Raw genomic sequence first — 17,656 nt, 5'->3', positions numbered from 1 at the left:
GGACAATACCCGATGAAAAGTGTCAGAGTAAATTAAGACAATCTAGGATATCCCCAGATGACGGAAAAAAAGAAACGCGGATTACTTTCTTGGCTTGGTTTTGGTGAGGAAGAGCAAGATAACCAGTCGCTCCATCAACACAAGTCACAGGACGTTGCTGAAGCCGTTGAAGAAGTAAAGGTTATTGAAGAATCTGTGCAAGATACCCAGATTCCATCAGCAGAAGAGTTTGAGTCACCACAAGAGAATAAAGTGATTGAGCAACAAAAGCCTACAGAAAGTTTTTTTGCTCGCTTAAAACGTAGTTTGGCTCGTACTAAAGCAAACATAGGAGCTGGTTTTTTTGGTTTATTTAAAGGAAAGCAGATCGATGATGAGCTATTTGAGGAACTGGAGGAGCAGTTGCTGATTGCTGATGTGGGTATGGATACCACACTAAAAATCATTGCAAATCTAACTGAAAAGGCTTCTCGTCAAGAGCTTAAAGATGGTGAAGCATTGTATAGCTTGCTTAAAGATGAGATGGCTGGAATTTTATCAAGTGTTGAAAAGCCACTTGAGATTGATACTGAAAAAACACCGTATGTGATTTTGATGGTAGGCGTCAATGGGGTCGGCAAAACGACAACAATTGGCAAGCTAGCGAAGCAATTTCAGTCTCAAGGTAAGAAAGTGATGCTTGCTGCAGGAGATACGTTTCGTGCCGCGGCTGTCGAGCAGCTACAAGTATGGGGTGATCGTAACCAGGTCCCCGTTGTGGCTCAGCATACAGGTGCCGATAGTGCTTCGGTGATTTATGATGCTATTGAGTCTGCCAAAGCAAAAGGGTTTGATGTAGTTATTGCTGATACGGCAGGACGATTACAAAATAAAGCTAACTTGATGGAAGAGTTACGAAAAATTGTTCGTGTAATGAAGAAAGTTGATGAATCTGCACCTCATGAAATTATGCTGACATTGGATGCTGGTACAGGCCAGAATGCGATCAGCCAAGCAAAGCTGTTTAGCGATGTGGCACCCCTGACAGGTATTGCCTTAACTAAGTTAGACGGCACAGCAAAAGGAGGCGTTATTTTCGCTCTTGCGGATCAATTTCAGATTCCGATTCGATATATTGGTGTGGGAGAAAATATTGATGATTTACGCCCATTTGAGACTCAGGAGTTCATAGAAGCATTATTTAGCCGCGAAGATTAGGTTTAGTAAGAGGAATGACGAGTGATAAAGTTTAAGCAAGTAAGTAAAGCATATCGCGGCGGTAGACAAGCCTTGCAGAAAGTTGATTTCCACTTGCGTCGTGGGGAGATGGCGTTTCTCGGTGGCCATTCTGGTGCTGGTAAAAGTACCTTACTTAAACTGATTTGTGCTATTGAGCGTCCAACCGATGGAAAAATCAGTTTTAATGATCACGAGATCACTCGCATTCCTAGCAAAGATATTCCTTTTCTACGCCGTAATATTGGCATCGTTTTTCAAGATCATCGGTTGCTAATGGATCGTTCTGTGTTTGATAATGTTGCACTGCCGATGCGTATAGAGTCTATTTCTGAAACAGATATTAAGCGGCGGGTATCAGCGGCTTTAGATAAAACAGGTTTGCTTGATAAAGTCAAATGTTTACCAAGCCAGTTATCTGGCGGTGAACAGCAGCGAGTTGGTATTGCGCGAGCGGTGGTCAATCGTCCTACTTTACTTCTGGCTGATGAGCCAACAGGTAATTTGGATCCTGATTTATCCAATCGTGTCGTAAAGTTATTTGAAGAGTTTAATCGTGCTGGTGTGACAATATTACTCGCCACGCATGATACTGGACTAGTTAATACTCGTCCTCAGTATCGCCATCTTGAGCTGAATCAGGGTTTTCTTAGTGAGGTAGAAGATTATGCCTAACGTACGCAATAGGAAAGCCGTAAAAGTTCGTGCTCAAAGCCGTATTAAGCGTGATAGCTTTTTTGCGGTACATATTAAGCAGGCCAGAGCATCATTTTCTCTGATGTGGTCTCGTCCGTTAGGTAATGTACTCACGCTGGCGGTGATTTCTATGGCCCTAGCCATGCCTACAGCATTGTATGTGTTGGGTAAGAATTTATCCGCAGCTTCTGTTAATGTCACCAGTCCATCTAAAGTTAGTGGATACATACGCGAACAGACTCCTGAAGCTCGGGTTATGGTACTGAAAGATAAACTGGAAAGTATGGATCAAGTTCTTACGGTGGAATACATATCTCCTCAGCAAGGCCTTGAGGATTTGAGTCAGTATTCTGGTTTTGAGCAAGCTATTTCGTTATTAGATGATTATGCTTTACCGGGTGTATTAATAGTGACGCCCAGTGTTAAAGAAAATTATGAGATTAAGCAGTTGGCCGCTGCAATTGCGCAAGAAGAGGAAGTGACAGACGTTCGCTTAGACGAAGACTGGTTAACTCGACTTGATGCGATAAAGAACCTTGTTTGTGGGATTGTGATTACTTTATCGGTACTCATGTTGGGCTCGGTGTTTTTAATTGTTGGAAATACCCTTCGTTTCAATGTGCTGGCTAATAAAGAGGAAATACAGACCATGAAGCTGATAGGGGCAACTAACAGTTTTATTTTGAGGCCGTATTTATATTCTGGTATGTGGTTTGGTTGTTTAGGTGCATTGACGGCTTGGATTTTAACCGTGATTATTACCGTTGTTCTTAATAGTAGTGTTGAAAAATTAGCCCTATTGTATGATAGCCAATTTAGACTCGTTGGTTTGAGTTGGGACGAAAGCCTATTACTATTAATGCTGGGTGCTTTTCTTGGCTGCTTGGCTGCAAAGGTGTCAGCTCTGCGTCACCTCAAAGAAATTGAACCTGTTTAAACCCTTGCTGTCTCATGAAAAGGAAGGCACAGAGTGCCCCTTTTACTTGTATCAATGAAAGGTTTATGCATAATAGCTCTGATATGCTTGAATATTACGCATATCAGATTCAAAATAGTGGATTTAAACCAACCCCCAGATCCTGTGTTAATGAGGAAATGAATGACTAACCAAGCGTATCCAATGGCTGTAGTTACACAAGATAGTTTAGATAGTTATATCCGTACAGTGAACAGTTATCCCATGCTGACTGCTGAAGAGGAACGTGAACTTGCAGAGCGACTACATTATGACGGTGAAATCGAAGCGGCTAAAGGCCTGATTCTTTCGCATTTACGTTTTGTTGTGCATGTAGCTCGAGGTTATTCTGGTTATGGCCTACCAATGGCAGACTTAGTTCAGGAAGGAAATATTGGCCTGATGAAAGCGGTTAAGCGTTTTAACCCTGAAGTTGGTGTTCGTCTTGTATCATTCGCGGTACACTGGATTAAGGCAGAAATTCACGAATATGTCTTGCGTAACTGGCGTATAGTGAAAATAGCAACGACTAAAGCCCAACGTAAGCTTTTCTTTAATTTGCGCAAATCTAAAAAGCGTTTGGGGTGGTTTAATAATGGTGAGGTGGAAACTGTCGCCAAAGAGCTCGGGGTTGAGCCTTCAGAAGTGCGAGAAATGGAATCTCGTCTTGCTGCTCAAGATGCCGCCTTCGAAATGCAAAACGACGATGATGATACTGGTATCTCTTATACAGCACCTATGTTGTACCTTGAAGATAAGGCATCAGATGTGGCAGATAATGTCGAAGCTGCAAATTGGGAAGCGCATACCAACCACAGATTAAGCTTAGCTTTATCCAGTCTTGATGAACGTAGTCAGCATATCGTGCGGTCTCGTTGGTTAGAAGATCACAAGTTAACACTGCAGGATCTGGCAGAAACATACAATGTTTCTGCAGAGCGCATTCGTCAGTTAGAGAAGAATGCGATGAAAAAGCTTAAGGTTGCTGTCGGAGATTTCTAGGCAAGAATAGGCAGTTACTTTAAATTAGCTGAGATCGTAAGGTCTCGGCTTTTTTGTTTTTTTGGGATCAATAAATCATTTAGAGGTGAGGTTACTGGATCGAATTTTGCCGACCTTCCTGTGGGTAACTCTGTGATGAATTTATTCGCTTGGTGTAAAAAAGGCGTGTGAATAAAGGCTTCATGGCCAATTTCAGAATGGGGATATTTATATGATCCACACAGAAAGGTAAGGATCATCACTATATGTTGTGGATCGAACCTTTGCCAGATACCTTATCAACGCAATCCACAGATTTATCCACAATCGATAAAGAAACGATCAATAGTGGATAACCATATTGACATAGTGTACTTGTTTAACACTGGATAGGTTACAATGGATTGCAAAATTGATGTTTTAAAAGAGGCAGTAAAATGGATCAGTTTCAGCATATCGATGTCCTAGGAGCTCAGGCGCTATTAGAGCAGGGCGAGACACGATTGGTAGATATTCGCGATCTTCAGTCTTTTTCTGTCGCTCATCCACAGAAGGCCTATCACTTGACCAATGAAACTATGGGTCAGTTTATGGATGAAGTAGAGTTTGAGCAGCCTGTGTTAGTTATATGCTACCACGGAGTCAGTAGCCAGGGAGCTGCGCAATATTTAGTTAATCAAGGCTTTGAGCAGGTATATAGTGTTGATGGCGGATTTGAAGCTTGGCAACGTGCCCTGTTACCTGTTGAATCTAATTTATAGTAGTAGTAAACATGATAAGACTCACAGCACTTTCCAGCCCTCGTATGGGGCAAGCTTTTATTGATTACATGGCTTCTCGTCAAATTAATATTCAGATGATGCCAGAAGGTAATGATTACTTTTCCTTGTGGCTTGCAGATCCTCAACACCAAGTAGAAGTTGAGTCAGAGTTACAACGCTTTCTGAATAACCCTAATGACAGCCGCTACCAAGCTGCATCTTGGGATATGGCAGAAAGCCGCACCAATCGTTTTCATTATCAGTCACCCTCAATGATATCAATGCTCAGGGCAAAAGCAGGCCCAATTACTTTGTCTGTAATGGCTCTTTGCGTTGTGATTTTTTTCTTGCAGCAGTTTGGTGCGGGACGAATGATTTTTTCGGCGCTTCACTTCCCGGCTTTAGCGGGGCAGGAATGGCAATTGTGGCGTTGGATTAGCCATGCCCTATTGCATTTTTCCATTGTCCACATTGCTTTTAATTTACTCTGGTGGTGGCAGCTAGGCGGGGACATTGAACAGAGGCTTGGCTCGGGTAAATTGATCCAGCTATTTTTTGTATCCGCAGCACTTTCTGGTGCTGGGCAATATTGGATGGAGGGGGCTAATTTTGGAGGCCTGTCAGGAGTCGTTTATGCGCTAGTTGGCTATCTCTTTATCTTAGGGTACAAAGCGCCTCACCTTGGACTAAGCATACCTAGGCCTATTGTCGGGTTTATGTTGGTATGGCTAGTATTAGGTTTTGTTCAACCTTTTATGGCAATAGCCAACAGTGCACATTTGGTTGGCTTGGTTTCAGGTGTTCTGCTTGGCTTAGTTGATTCCCAGCGAATGAAAACGTCAAGTGACTAATGCTGCTCTGAAGTTTTCGTGGCTACTGGTAAAGATACTTAGTGAATAGTAAATCGGCAATCACTGTACGCCCTGTTTCGGGTAATAAAATCGCATTTAAGCGCTCAACTAAGGTTTTACGTAAATCCTCGCGTCCTGCCAGAGATGTGATGGTATCGGCAGATTGCTTACCTAGTAGCTCTATTACAGCATCGCGTATGAGCGGTTGGTGCTGCTCTATTACTGACAAATCAGTGCTATTGGCTACCATTATATCAATGCGAACCTGAATATAACCGAGCTTTTTCCCCTTGGTATAGAAATTAGTGGTGAGGTCTGGCTCAAGAGTAAAATAAGCTAACTTGTCTTCACCTGATTCTTCCGCTAGTAAAGGAAGGCTGGACAATATGCTCAATGTGAAAAATAATTGGAATAAGCAACGTTTAATCATATGTCTGTCTTTTCTTTCTTCGAATCATGATACTAGAATCGCCTGACTCTTGTTACAATGGAAATCTTTTTGAGAATTATGTACTGAGCACTCACCGAGTGGCTTACAACAAAGTCATATTCTCTAGTGACTGGCGATAAAGCTACTTATTGAATACTAGTATGAATCAATCTACTTCGCTTTATTTATCTGCTCTTAGTCAAGTAAATTGGCAGGATTGTGATAAATTTAACTTTCCGACTCAAATTTCAAAAAATTGGTTGTTAGAGCAGGGCTCACTATCGCGTTTATTGGCACAACATTGCCAAACATTGAGTGTCGATTTACAGCACAATAAATTTGTTAGGGCTGAAAAACTCAATGTTCAAGAGGTTGAGCTTCTTGAGCGAGAGCCTTGTTTATTAAGAAAAGTGGTGCTCAAGGGAGACTCTTGCCCTTGGGTGTTGGGTCGAACCCTAATTCCGCAATCATCAATGGCGGGACAACCATTTAATTTAGAGCACCAAGGTGAGACGCCTCTTGGACTGACGATATTTAGTGCGAATGATGTTAAGCGCGATGCTCTAAAGGTTGGCTGGGCAATAACTAAATATGGTGACTTCTTAGCCCGCCGATCTCGTTTGTGGATAAACCAGAAGCCTATTTTAGTTGCTGAGTTATTTTTACCAAGTGCGCCAATATACGATGAGGAGATAAAGTAAATGATGTCTGCAAGAGCACATGCCTATTGGCAGCTCATGCGTATGGACAAGCCGATTGGAACATTGCTTTTGTTATGGCCAACACTTTGGGCTCTTATTGTTTCAGCGCAAGGACTACCAGACCTTAAGGTTTTGTTGGTATTTATGCTTGGTGTAATATTTATGCGTTCAGCCGGATGCGTTATTAATGACTTTGCTGATCGTAAAGTAGATGGTCATGTGAAACGGACTCACCAAAGACCGTTACCTTCAGGTCGAGTGAGTTCTAAAGAGGCGTTAGGGTTATTTATAGCGTTGTCTATATCGTCTTTTTTATTAGTAATGACGATGAACACACTCACTATAAAACTTTCTTTTATTGCTCTGTTACTTGCATTTATTTATCCTTTTATGAAGCGCTATACCCACTTCCCTCAGTTATTTCTTGGGTTGGCTTTTAGCTGGTCAATTCCTATGGCGTGGGCAGCTCAAGCTAATGAATTGCCTGTTATGGTTTGGTATATCTTTTCTATCAATGTAGTTTGGACTATTGCGTATGACACTCAGTATGCAATGGTTGATAGAGATGACGATCTGAAGATTGGTATTAAATCAACGGCAATTTTATTGGGTCACTTTGATAAGTTAATGATTGGCCTATTGCAATTGATTACTATGGCGATGTTGATTGCTTTGGGTTGGTGGTACGAACTTGGTATAAGCTACTGCTTGGGTTTGGTGGTGGCTGGAGGCTTGTTTATTTTTCAGCAATACCTGATCCATAACCGTCAGCGTGATGAGTGCTTTCGAGCTTTTTTGAACAACAATTATGTAGGTATGGCTATTACAGTGGGTCTATTGATTGAGCTTTGGTGAAGGCTTTTAAATGAAAGAAGGCAACCTGCTAAGGAAGCCTTCTTTGATCACTTAATTAGATGAGTATTTACTGTGTTTGATTTACCGAGGCTTGGCAAATACTCTCTTTTATTGTTAAGCATACCTCTGGAGAAAGCATTGAATACAGCAGCTCAGCCAAAATTTTGCTCTTTTCTTGATCACAGTGACCGTTGCTATCTAAATAGGCGTGCTGCTTTAGAGTTGTAAACATGGATGTAAACACACCTTTATCGAAAAACTCAGGGGCATTGATACCATGTAGGCGTCCTAATCTTTGGGCGATTTCCTGACTCTTTTTCTCCAAATCTCCCTTGTTGAGGCCAGAGTAAGCAGGCAGTAGGTTGAGTGTAATTGCGTAACGTTGTAGGGTTTCTGTAATGGTACGACCTAGTAGCATTAGCATCTGAATATTATCTTGCCTTAGCGACACGTTTTGTTTGCCATCGACCATTACCAAACCCAAACGAGCAATTTCCTCAATATAAGACTCAGTAATATCACCTAACTGAACCTCTTCCAAACTAAGAAACAATTCTTGCTTTAAAAATGGATAAATTAATCCTACGTTAGTTTTTATTTTCTTTAAACTCAGTTTCTGATGACGGATGAGCATCTGAGCAATCAAAGATGGAATCGCAAATAAGTGGATAATATTATTGCGGTAATAGGTCATCAGAACTGACTGGTTACGATCGAGAGAGACCACATCCCCCATACTGTCAGAGTCAATAACAAATTTATCTAATGACTCGGCATGGCAAACTAACTCTTCAGCATCCTCATCTGGCATGGTGAAGGTTGAAGAATAAGGCACATTTTTTAGTAGTGCTAAGTAGCAATCTACTTGTTTGATCAAGCTATCTCTTGATAGAGCGCGTTGACGTGAAGCAAGCAAAGCTGTGGCACAGAGAGTCAAAGCGTTTGTTGCAGCTGCGTCGTTGATATGTGTCATCACTTTATTTGCAAGTACATTGACGATAGGATTTATCCATTGTGGTTTATTACTTCCTATCGGGTCTATATCTTGCGTCCATTGTGGAACATTATCATTGAGGTACTGATTTAAGAGAATTGGCTCGCCAAAATTTACGTAACCTTGACCAAAGTTGCGTAGCTTTCGGATGGTTCGCAATACCAGACCTGCATTCTCCTTTTCTTTACGCTTTCCCCTCAGCTCCTTAGCATAAGTACTGACCTCCATGACATGCTCGTAGCCAATGTATACAGGCACAAGAGTAACAGGACGATTTAAACCGCGAAGCATGGCTTGAATTGTCATGGCCAGCATTCCTGTTTTGGCTTGTAATAGGCGGCCTGTTCGTGAACGTCCTCCTTCGCTGAAATACTCTACCGAATATCCTTTCGAAAATAATTCAGCCAGATATTCACGAAAGATAGTTGAGTAGAGTTTATTACCCTTAAAGCTACGGCGAATAAAGAAAGCCCCCCCACGGCGGAATATGGGGCCCGCTGGAAAGAAATTTAAATTAATACCTGCAGCAATATGTGGTGGGACCATCCCCTCTTGGTACAAGACGTAAGAAAGTAGTAAATAATCCATGTGGCTGCGATGACATGGTACATAGACGATCTCATGGCCATCTTGAGCAAGTTTACGTACTATTGAAGCATTGTTGATATTTAAACCCTGATAAATACGGTTCCATAGCCAACTGAGTATGCGATTGCTTTTTTTTATGACTGAGTATGAGAAGTCTGCGGCAATTTCATCCATTATCCCCTGTGCTTCTTCTCGAGCCTTTTCGAGTGAGATGTTTTTGGCTTTAGCTGTATCCTCAATTGTTTTGATTATCGCTTTTGAGCGCATGAGGCGGTTAAATAGTGCTTGTCTATTGGGTAAGTTTGGCCCAGATGTAGCCAATTTTTGGCGTGAAAAGTGAATACGGGCGACCCGAGCTAGTTTGTGAGCAATTGATTCATCGGTACCGTGTGAATCTGCCATGTAGCGAAGAGATACGACAGGGCTAATGCGAACAAGACAGTCACGACCGTATTTTATTACAGCAAGAGCTTTCTCTGGTCCATTTAATGCCTGTAAATAAGGGGTCCGCTGAGATTCTTTACCAGGTTTTCTTCCCCATAATACTGACGTGGGAATAACCTGAACATCTAGCTCACTATCAAATTTATGTTGCTCTAAAAGTTCAGAAAAGAGAGAAATAGATTCGTTGGGGACATTATGATCGTTACCCATCACAGTTTGACGCGAAGAGATAAACACATACCTTCTGAACGATTTACCATTGATTTCAACTGGTGTGAATAGATTAGGTAAACCTAAATGGGTAATTTGAGTATGTAGGGTGAGCAAATCAACACTGGAGCGATAAGGCAGCGCGTAAATAATGGGTTTTTCTAGATCAATTCCGTGATCTTCAACGGGATTAGATGGAATCGTTGTTCCTCTTACCAGCATTGATAAAGGCAATTTTAATAATGCACTTGATAGTGATTGTCTTGAAGACATAAGGTTTTTAGCCTCTAAAAACAGATAAATCGCATAAGCCGTGTTCAACTTCAATATCTGAAGTTGAGGTTTTGCCAACGCTGACTTTTTTGGGGCAGTAAGGATACCAGAAACTGGTCGAACCTTTTACCGTAAATTGAACGTAAACTCGCCGATGTCACTTAATATTTTACCTGCTAAATATTTACGGTGAGCTTTGTTACCAATGCCATTATGGCTTGATGCTTTAAGAAAGCGCGAACCTTATTTTATTGCACCTACTATTTTTGAAGGGGAAGTCTGTGCCACGAAAAACGCTCCATGGGTTTAAACGAATTAGAAATGCTACTCGTTACTCTTGCCAGGGATTACGCGCAGCCTTTAGTGATGAGCCAGCTTTTCGGGAAGAGGTGGCTTTAAGTGTTGTTATGATCCCAATAGCACTGTTACTCGATATTACTCAACTTGAGCGCATTTTACTGGTGGTAAGTGTCGTCTTAGTTCTAGTGGCCGAGCTTTTTAATAGTGCTATCGAAGCGGTAGTTGATCGGATTGGGCAAGAACATCACCCTTTATCTGGCCAAGCTAAAGATATTGGATCTGCAGCCGTGATGGTGACCATGCTATTGACAGCTTACGTGTGGGTAGAAGTATTGTTTTTGTAGTCAAAAGGTTAACTCAATCAAAAAAACATCAATTGACTTTTCATTTAAGCAGTTACTGGATATACTCACAGTTAACTGTATAAAAAGACAGGTTACTTATGAAGCCACTAACGCCACGCCAGCAACAAGTATTTGATCTTATTAAGAGCAAAATTGCAGACACGGGTATGCCCCCAACACGTGCTGAAATTGCCCGAGAACTTGGTTTTCGTTCGGCTAATGCAGCAGAGGAGCACCTCAAAGCTTTAGCTCGTAAACAGGCTATTGAAATTATCCCTGGAGCGTCTAGAGGTATTCGTATTTTACTACAAGCTGCTAATGAAGAAACTGGATTGCCTCTTATAGGGCAGGTTGCAGCTGGAGAGCCAATTCTCGCTCAGGAGCATGTTGAGACACACTACCAACTGGATCCAACGATGTTCAAGCCACAAGCAGATTTTTTATTGCGTGTTAATGGTGAAAGTATGAAAGATATCGGAATTATGGACGGTGACCTATTAGCCGTTCATAAGACGCAGGATGTCCACGATGGTCAGGTCGTTGTTGCCCGTGTGGATGATGATGTCACCGTCAAGCGTATTGAGCGTAAAGGTTCTACGGTACTATTGCATGCAGAAAATGAAGAGTTTGCGCCAATTAAGATTGATTTGACTTGTCAACACTTAGCTATTGAGGGTTTGGCGGTAGGTATCATTCGTAATACTGACTGGATGTAGTCACTTCTGTATTAGCCTGCATTCATGTATGAATAAATACTTATATGTATACTTTGTGGTTTTGCTTTATTAATTTTAACTGAGACTTATTCTCAATTAGTTGAGTTTGTGATTGATATTCATTATCATCTATATTCTAGTAATGGAAGGAAGATGATCATGGTTGCTAAACAAAAAGCTACAACGCATCGTTACCAAATTCCAGCTCATCTGCTTCAGCCACTGTGGCTGCGTAGTCGAGAAAGCTTGATTGATAATGGTTTAGTGTATGATCCGATAGCAGCCATTGCTTGTAAGCGTTGTCAGCTTGCCCCTGAGTGTATGACTGGTGATATTGATCAAAAGCAGCTTCTTCATGCCACTCTAACTCAGATCTGTGATGAACGAGTAAAACATTTTATTTCTCAGTACCCCGATGGTTGGATTATTAACGTTGGCGCGGGTTTAGATACGCGCTTTTATCGTGTAGATAACGGCCGCTGCCATTGGATTGAGTTGGATGTAACAGAGAACTTAATTTGGCGTCAGAAGTTGTTCCACAAAAGTGAACGTTACCAGCATATTTGCGGTCATGTTGATGATTTGTCTTGGCTTGAACAACTTCCTATATCAGAGCAGTGCCCCGTTTTGATTGTGTGTGAACAAGCATTACTTGATTGCAGTGAAAAGCAAGTTGGAAAATTTATTCAGGCTTTGGGTTGCCATTTTTATTCGGCAATGGCCTGTGTGGTTTTAGCAGGAGATAGGACGTCGACTAAGTTAGGAAAAAAAATGGGCTCAGCTGGATACAGTCACGGCTATGTGTCGCCGGGAGACTCGGCAATAAATTATCTTCCTTGGGCCCGTTGGGTAAAAACCTTCTCTCCGTTAGACAGATATTGTGGTCGTTGGAAGTTTTGGCAACGCTGGTTGACCAAGTTTAGTACTCTTAAACACAGATTAGTGCCTGTTGTCGTTCAGCTCCGTTGGTAATCCAGCTACAATTCCCACTCTTCATTTTTGATGAGTGGATGACATGCGACTATTAAACATACTTTCCGATAAGAGCCTACATAAGCAAGTGCTATTACTTGCTATTCCCATGGTGCTTTCCAATATTACAGTTCCCTTACTTGGATTAGTTGATGCCGCTGTTATTGGCCATTTGGAACATGCTTGGTATCTAGGTGGAGTCGCTCTTGGTAGCACAATGATCAGTGTGACTTTTTGGCTTCTGGGCTTTTTGCGTATGTCTACTACAGGGCTTACGGCCCAATTTTATGGAGCTCAAAATACTAAGCAGCTTGCTTTAGTTCTTACCCAAGGTCTTTTTATGGCCTTAAGCTTTGCTTTAGTTTTTATCATTATTCATCCGTTTATTGCTGATTTTGTTTTTTCAATGAGTAGTGCTAGTGACCAAGTGAAATACTATGGTGAGCAGTATTTTTCAATTCGAGTATGGAGTGCTCCCGCTGCCTTAGTTAATTTTGTATTATTGGGTTGGTTGTTGGGTACCCAAAATGCTCGATCTCCAATGTGGATGGTAATTGTTGTTAACTTAACTAATATTTTTTTGGATGTGTTTTTTGTCATTGGATTGGGCTGGAAAGTTGAGGGGGCTGCTCTAGCTTCGGTCATTGCAGACTACAGTGGTATGATGTTTGGTCTTTGCTGTGTTTGGAAAACTTGGCATAAAAAACAGCTACCTGCACTTTCGTTATTACTCAGAGATACTTCTCATGGCCTGAGTCGATTCGTCAGGTTAAATCGTGATATTTTCCTACGATCTCTGTGTCTACAAGCGGCTTTTACCTTTATGACTTTTCGAGGCGCAAGCTTTGGTGATGATATTGTAGCGGCTAATGCGGTATTGATGAGCTTTCTAATGATCATTTCCTATGGAATGGATGGCTTTGCTTATGCTATGGAAGCTTTAGTGGGTAAAGCGATAGGCGCAAAAGATAGATTACAGCTGAGTCGTTCTTTAGTGGGGACCTTTTTCTGGAGCTTGCTCATTTGTATTGGGCTCACCATGTTGTTTGGTTTTTTTGGCGCTTCAATGATTGGTTTTATTACTGATATTCCTGAGGTGGTTGATATCGCTAAGGTATACCTTCCTTGGCTGGTGGCTATGCCGTTAATTTCCATGTGGTGTTTTTTGTTTGATGGGATTTTTATTGGTGCTACAAAGGGTAGAGAGATGCGCAATAGTATGTTTGGTGCCATGTGCGTTTTTTTTGGTTGCTTTTATTTATTTTCAGATATTGGCAATCATGCTTTGTGGTTGGCGATGCTGAGCTTTATGGCAATGCGAGGAGCTACTTTGGCCGTGATTTTTTATCATCAATGGCGGCAACAACATTTTTTAGTTGTATAAATAACAGCCGCAACAATTACTGCGGCTGTTATTAACCAGCATCTAGAATAAGCGATTTAGACCATTAAGTGCAGCTACGCGATAGGCCTCAGCCATAGTCGGGTAGTTAAAGGTGGTGTTAACGAAATACTCGATAGTATTTGCTTCGCCTTTTTGTTCCATGATGGCTTGACCGATGTGGATAATCTCAGCCGCGCGCTCACCAAAGCAATGAATACCTAAAATTTCTTTGGTTTCTCGATGAAATAAAATCTTCAAGCTACCTATATCTTTACCTGCAATTTGTGCTCGTGCTAGGTGCTTGAAAGAAGAGCGTCCTACTTCGTAGGGGATCTTAGCGGTAGTTAGTTCTTGCTCTGTTTTTCCGACAGAACTTATTTCTGGAATGGTGTAAATACCGGTAGGGATATCTTCAATAAGGTGGCTATCTGCTTGTCCTTTCTCAATCGCTTGTGCAACAAATCTTCCTTGGTCATACGCTGCACTGGCAAGGCTTGGGTAACCAATAACATCACCAACAGCGTATATATGTGCGACATCGGTCTGGTAATTACTGTCGACATTTAATTGGCCTCTCGAATCGGCATTTAGTCCTGCTGCTGATAAATTTAGTTTATCGGTATTGCCTGCACGCCCATTGGCAAAAAGCAAGCAATCTGCTCGCATTTTTTTACCTGATTCCAAGTGGATAATCACGCCTTGGTCAGTTCCCTCGATTTTCTCGTAAGTTTCGTCATTTCGGATCACGACACCGCTGTTCCAGAAATGGTAGGACAGGGCGTCGGACACTTCATTATCAAGGAAAGACAGTAGTCGATCCCGGGTATTAATAAGGTCCGTTTTCACTCCAAGTCCACGGAATATAGAGGCATACTCACAACCGATTACACCTGCTCCATAAATGATAATATGGCGTGGGTCATGACTTAAACTCAGGATGGAATCACTGTCGTAGATGCGGTCATGCATAAAATCAACATCTTTTGGCTGGTACGGGCGCGAGCCTGTAGCGATAACAAATTGATCTGCACTGTAGAGTTCTTCCGAGCCATCTAATTGAGTGACAGCAATAGTGTGTTTATCCGTGAAACGTGCGGTGCCAAAGATTAATGAGCATTGGTTGCGGTCATAAAAACTTTGTCGTAGGCGGGTCTGCTTATCAATTACAGACTTAGCATGGCTTAGGATATTAGAAAATGTGGAGTGGAGACTGGTGTTGTTATGACAAAAAAGTGGGTTACTATTGAATTCAATAATTCGACTGACAGCATGGCGAAGCGATTTTGAGGGTATTGTTCCCCAATGCGTACATCCGCCTCCGACGCTGGTTTCTTTTTCGACTATGGCGACATTGAGCCCCGCTTTGGTGAGTCCCATTGCAGCCCCTTCTCCTCCAGGGCCACTACCAATAACAATTACGTCAAAGTGGTTACTTTCCGCCATAACTTTTCCTTGGTTATACTGTTTTAACATTGCTCTATCGAGATTTTAACTGATTTCTCGATAATGCACACGTATTGAAGCCTTTGAGTAGAGGTGAAGAGCAGAATATGGCACTTTTGACATTTGTATATAATTATATCGCTAAATTAGTGTTAAATAATTGAAAAAACGAAATAACTGGGTTTAATTGTCCTGCAGTGATTAAAGGTAGTGATTTTGGTTTATGCCTTTGTACTAATCATTGTATATTTGATAACGAGCAAATAAATCAATAACAAGTAGATGATAATCATGGGAATCCGAGCACAGCAAAAAGAAAAAACGCGTCGTTCATTAATTGATGCTGCGTTTAGCCAGCTTAGCGCTGAGCGAAGTTTTTCAAATTTAAGCTTACGAGAAGTTGCCCGTGAAGCAGGGATTGCTCCAACCTCCTTCTATCGCCATTTTAAAGATATGGATGAGCTAGGCTTAACTATGGTTGATGAGGGCGGTCTATTACTTCGTCAGTTGATGCGCCAAGCTCGGCAAAGGATTGTAAAAGAGGGGAGTGTCATACGGACTTCTGTGGAGACTTTTATGGAGTTTATTGATAACTATCCCAATGTATTTCGTCTACTACTGCGAGAGCGGTCCGGGACGTCTTTTGAGTTTCGTGCTGCTGTGGTAAGAGAAATTCAGCATTTTGTTGCTGAGTTGACGGAGTATCTTATTGGCACTCGAATGTCTCGTGATGAAGCTTATGCTCAGGCTGAGATGTCAGTCACGCTGGTATTTAGCTCAGGTGCTGAGGCTTTAGATTTAGAGCATGATGAGCGTGATGAATTAGCGGAGCGACTTATCGTGCAGTTGCGTATGATAGCCAAAGGTGCTTTATGGCACCGTAAAGAACGAGAACGTAACCGATTAAAAGGTGGAATAACTTAATGTCGAATGAAATAAATCAATCTGATCGTGGCTCTGAAAAGAAAACACTGGTCTTAGCCCTTATTGCGGGGATGTGTGGTGATGCTCTATTGTCTTGGATGACAATGAGTGAGGTGCCTTTCTCTATTTTCCCGCTGGTTGCACTAGTGCTTTCTGTGCAGGCGTTATATCAAGAGTACCTCCGCAGTCCGGTCTCTGAGGATATTCCACTCGTCGGGCTAGCGTGTTTTTTCGTTGGAGCTTTTGGCCATTCTGCGTTTATCAAAGCTCAGTACCCTGATGCAGGGTCTAATTTCTTTGCCATTGTTATATCATTACTACTATTACTCTGGATTGGTAAAAAATTGGGTTTTATGGAGCGCTCTACCCGGGCTGAGTAATGCTATAAAAATAAAAACGAGCTCAAATGGCTCGTTTTTCTTGGGTATGATGCAGTTAATCAAGCTTTTCGTTCAAGCATGACTCCCGCTTCCATATGATGAGTGCATCGAACTGTGATACCTTTAGGTGATTGGTGAACGCCTTAAGCCAACTAATAAAGAGCGACTGCACCTCAGGCCGATTGAGCTCGCATCGTTGGATGTCAGGTTGGTAGAACTATTGATGCTTGAAGTTGAAATACAAAGCCACATCAACACTCTCAGCTTCTGGTGTGGGGTAATCAAAAGAAGCGATAAACCGCACTTCCCAAGGCTCATTAGTGTTAGCTCGTTCAAGCTGTACCTCTATGGGCTGTATCCCGCTTCGGTTGCGATAGAAGCTTGCGACCTTTAGATTAAGCGCCACTCGTTTTGTTTCGGTGGGAATGTCATATTGCTCAATCAAGAGCTCGACAAGCTGGTGGAATAGGTCGAGTACTCGCAAATCAACCAGTGCTAAAGCATCCTTTAAACGCTCTGTAATGCGTCTATCAGCTTGTGATGGGTTGGAATCACCCGATGGATGGTTATGAGTAAAAATCACTGCTGAGACGTTTTTCTCAAGTACCAGCTTTACCACTTCTCGTGGATACACTGAAGCACTGTCCACCGTGCCAAAGAACAACTCATTGAATTCAATCATCTGATGTTGGTTATTAAGCAACATCACCCCAAAGACTTCCCTCTCATATTCTCCTAGCTTGCAGCTTAGAAAGGCTTTCGTGTCATTCGGACGTGTAAAGGCATCCCCGCTTACTAATTGATCTGCTTTATGCCATTTTTAGGACACTTGAACCTCTGCCTCTGCCAGATTGTTTACCAGTAGGATATTAGTCTCTTTTCCCACAAATAGCGCTTGCCTCAAGTTAGTGTTTTAGCTAATTTATATAAATTAGCTAAAAGTATGTAACTGTATGCAAATCAAAGGCACAACAACATGACCGAGCAAGCCATTTTCGACAGCATCAAGCAAGCCTTAAATGATGCCCCTCGCAATCAATATACCGCAGAAATGCACCTGCAAATGATCAAGTATGCTGATGACTTAAAAAGCATCACTGCGAAAGAATTCTGTGAAGGCGTAGGCTTAAAAAGTAGCTTCGGGACTGAATTTTCCAAAATGCGCAACCTAACTACTCGCTTAAAAGCGGCTGGCTTAAATACAACACAACTGTAACTGCCCAATTCTCATCAAGGTTT

General features: G+C 41.9%; 19 protein-coding genes and 1 pseudogene. 15 read left to right on the top strand and 5 right to left on the bottom strand.

Going from position 1 to position 17,656, the window contains the following annotated elements; genetic code table 11:
- The first annotated feature begins 57 nt into the window (after positions 1-57).
- From ftsY to glpG, 6 genes are all read left to right on the top strand, one after another.
- Positions 58-1,197 carry a signal recognition particle-docking protein FtsY gene (gene ftsY / locus OCV27_RS14010; protein WP_125321485.1) on the top strand — a complete coding sequence of 380 codons (1,140 nt, stop codon included), beginning with the start codon at positions 58-60 and terminating at the stop codon, positions 1,195-1,197.
- A 21-nt stretch (positions 1,198-1,218) separates the two neighbouring features.
- Positions 1,219-1,890 carry a cell division ATP-binding protein FtsE gene (gene ftsE / locus OCV27_RS14005; RefSeq protein ID WP_125321483.1) on the top strand — a complete coding sequence of 224 codons (672 nt, stop codon included), beginning with the start codon at positions 1,219-1,221 and terminating at the stop codon, positions 1,888-1,890.
- Positions 1,883-2,848, top strand: a complete 966-nt coding sequence (gene ftsX, locus OCV27_RS14000; protein WP_125321481.1) for a permease-like cell division protein FtsX — start codon at positions 1,883-1,885, stop codon at positions 2,846-2,848. The genes ftsE and ftsX overlap by 8 nt, the downstream gene beginning before the upstream one ends.
- Positions 2,849-3,010: 162 nt before the next feature.
- A complete protein-coding gene (gene rpoH, locus OCV27_RS13995; RefSeq protein WP_125321480.1) occupies positions 3,011-3,868 on the top strand; it encodes an RNA polymerase sigma factor RpoH in 858 nt (285 codons plus the stop codon).
- Positions 3,869-4,284: 416 nt separating this feature from the next.
- On the top strand, positions 4,285-4,608 hold the full coding sequence (gene glpE / locus OCV27_RS13990) for a thiosulfate sulfurtransferase GlpE (protein ID WP_125321478.1): 324 nt from the start codon (positions 4,285-4,287) through the stop codon (positions 4,606-4,608).
- Positions 4,609-4,619: 11 nt separating this feature from the next.
- Positions 4,620-5,459 carry a rhomboid family intramembrane serine protease GlpG gene (gene glpG / locus OCV27_RS13985; RefSeq protein WP_125321477.1) on the top strand — a complete coding sequence of 280 codons (840 nt, stop codon included), beginning with the start codon at positions 4,620-4,622 and terminating at the stop codon, positions 5,457-5,459.
- Between the two features lie 22 nt (positions 5,460-5,481).
- On the opposite strand, the gene OCV27_RS13980 is transcribed toward glpG, so the two are convergent.
- Positions 5,482-5,889 (bottom strand): flagellar basal body-associated protein FliL, encoded by a 408-nt coding sequence (locus OCV27_RS13980; RefSeq protein WP_125321475.1) that lies wholly within the window; start codon positions 5,887-5,889, stop codon positions 5,482-5,484.
- Positions 5,890-6,050: 161 nt separating this feature from the next.
- Between OCV27_RS13980 and OCV27_RS13975 the strand changes: the two genes are divergently transcribed.
- On the top strand, positions 6,051-6,590 hold the full coding sequence (locus OCV27_RS13975) for a chorismate lyase (RefSeq protein WP_125321473.1): 540 nt from the start codon (positions 6,051-6,053) through the stop codon (positions 6,588-6,590).
- Positions 6,591-7,445: a 4-hydroxybenzoate octaprenyltransferase gene (gene ubiA / locus OCV27_RS13970; protein WP_125321471.1), complete on the top strand. Its 855-nt coding sequence runs from the start codon at positions 6,591-6,593 to the stop codon at positions 7,443-7,445.
- 67 nt (positions 7,446-7,512) lie between these two features.
- Here the strand turns inward: ubiA and plsB are convergent, their stop codons facing one another.
- Complete coding sequence (gene plsB, locus OCV27_RS13965) at positions 7,513-9,954, bottom strand: glycerol-3-phosphate 1-O-acyltransferase PlsB (protein WP_125321469.1); 2,442 nt, start codon at positions 9,952-9,954, stop codon at positions 7,513-7,515.
- A 281-nt stretch (positions 9,955-10,235) separates the two neighbouring features.
- On the opposite strand from plsB, the gene OCV27_RS13960 reads away from it, so the two are divergent.
- From OCV27_RS13960 to dinF, 4 genes are all read left to right on the top strand, one after another.
- Positions 10,236-10,598, top strand: a complete 363-nt coding sequence (locus tag OCV27_RS13960) for a diacylglycerol kinase (RefSeq protein WP_125321467.1) — start codon at positions 10,236-10,238, stop codon at positions 10,596-10,598.
- A 98-nt stretch (positions 10,599-10,696) separates the two neighbouring features.
- Positions 10,697-11,314 (top strand): transcriptional repressor LexA, encoded by a 618-nt coding sequence (gene lexA, locus OCV27_RS13955; protein ID WP_125321465.1) that lies wholly within the window; start codon positions 10,697-10,699, stop codon positions 11,312-11,314.
- A 159-nt stretch (positions 11,315-11,473) separates the two neighbouring features.
- Positions 11,474-12,286, top strand: a complete 813-nt coding sequence (locus OCV27_RS13950; protein WP_125321463.1) for a class I SAM-dependent methyltransferase — start codon at positions 11,474-11,476, stop codon at positions 12,284-12,286.
- Between the two features lie 43 nt (positions 12,287-12,329).
- A complete protein-coding gene (gene dinF, locus OCV27_RS13945) occupies positions 12,330-13,670 on the top strand; it encodes an MATE family efflux transporter DinF (RefSeq protein ID WP_125321462.1) in 1,341 nt (446 codons plus the stop codon).
- A gap of 42 nt (positions 13,671-13,712) precedes the next feature.
- On the opposite strand, the gene sthA is transcribed toward dinF, so the two are convergent.
- Positions 13,713-15,113, bottom strand: coding sequence for a Si-specific NAD(P)(+) transhydrogenase (gene sthA, locus OCV27_RS13940; protein ID WP_245986738.1), 1,401 nt, complete (start codon positions 15,111-15,113; stop codon positions 13,713-13,715).
- Positions 15,114-15,404: 291 nt separating this feature from the next.
- On the opposite strand from sthA, the gene fabR reads away from it, so the two are divergent.
- Together fabR and OCV27_RS13930 are read left to right on the top strand one after the other, a co-directional pair.
- Positions 15,405-16,037, top strand: a complete 633-nt coding sequence (fabR, locus tag OCV27_RS13935; protein ID WP_420919469.1) for an HTH-type transcriptional repressor FabR — start codon at positions 15,405-15,407, stop codon at positions 16,035-16,037.
- Positions 16,037-16,417 carry a YijD family membrane protein gene (locus OCV27_RS13930; protein WP_125321458.1) on the top strand — a complete coding sequence of 127 codons (381 nt, stop codon included), beginning with the start codon at positions 16,037-16,039 and terminating at the stop codon, positions 16,415-16,417. The genes fabR and OCV27_RS13930 overlap by 1 nt, the downstream gene beginning before the upstream one ends.
- Positions 16,418-16,634: 217 nt before the next feature.
- Here the strand turns inward: OCV27_RS13930 and OCV27_RS20820 are convergent, their stop codons facing one another.
- Together OCV27_RS20820 and OCV27_RS13920 are read right to left on the bottom strand one after the other, a co-directional pair.
- Entirely contained in the window at positions 16,635-16,823 is a 189-nt protein-coding gene (locus OCV27_RS20820; protein ID WP_420919490.1) for a DUF2787 family protein, read from the bottom strand.
- A 63-nt stretch (positions 16,824-16,886) separates the two neighbouring features.
- A pseudogene (locus OCV27_RS13920) lies at positions 16,887-17,225 on the bottom strand (JAB domain-containing protein); the annotation flags it as partial.
- Positions 17,226-17,393: 168 nt separating this feature from the next.
- Between OCV27_RS13920 and OCV27_RS13915 the strand changes: the two are divergent.
- Positions 17,394-17,633 carry an HTH-like domain-containing protein gene (locus tag OCV27_RS13915; protein WP_017086799.1) on the top strand — a complete coding sequence of 80 codons (240 nt, stop codon included), beginning with the start codon at positions 17,394-17,396 and terminating at the stop codon, positions 17,631-17,633.
- The last annotated feature ends 23 nt before the right edge of the window (positions 17,634-17,656 follow it).

The organism is Vibrio pectenicida (genome assembly GCA_024347015.1).
Taxonomy (GTDB): domain Bacteria; phylum Pseudomonadota; class Gammaproteobacteria; order Enterobacterales; family Vibrionaceae; genus Vibrio; species Vibrio pectenicida.
The sequence above is the reverse complement of the archived record's forward strand: the minus strand, read 5'-3'. Positions and strand labels throughout refer to the sequence as shown.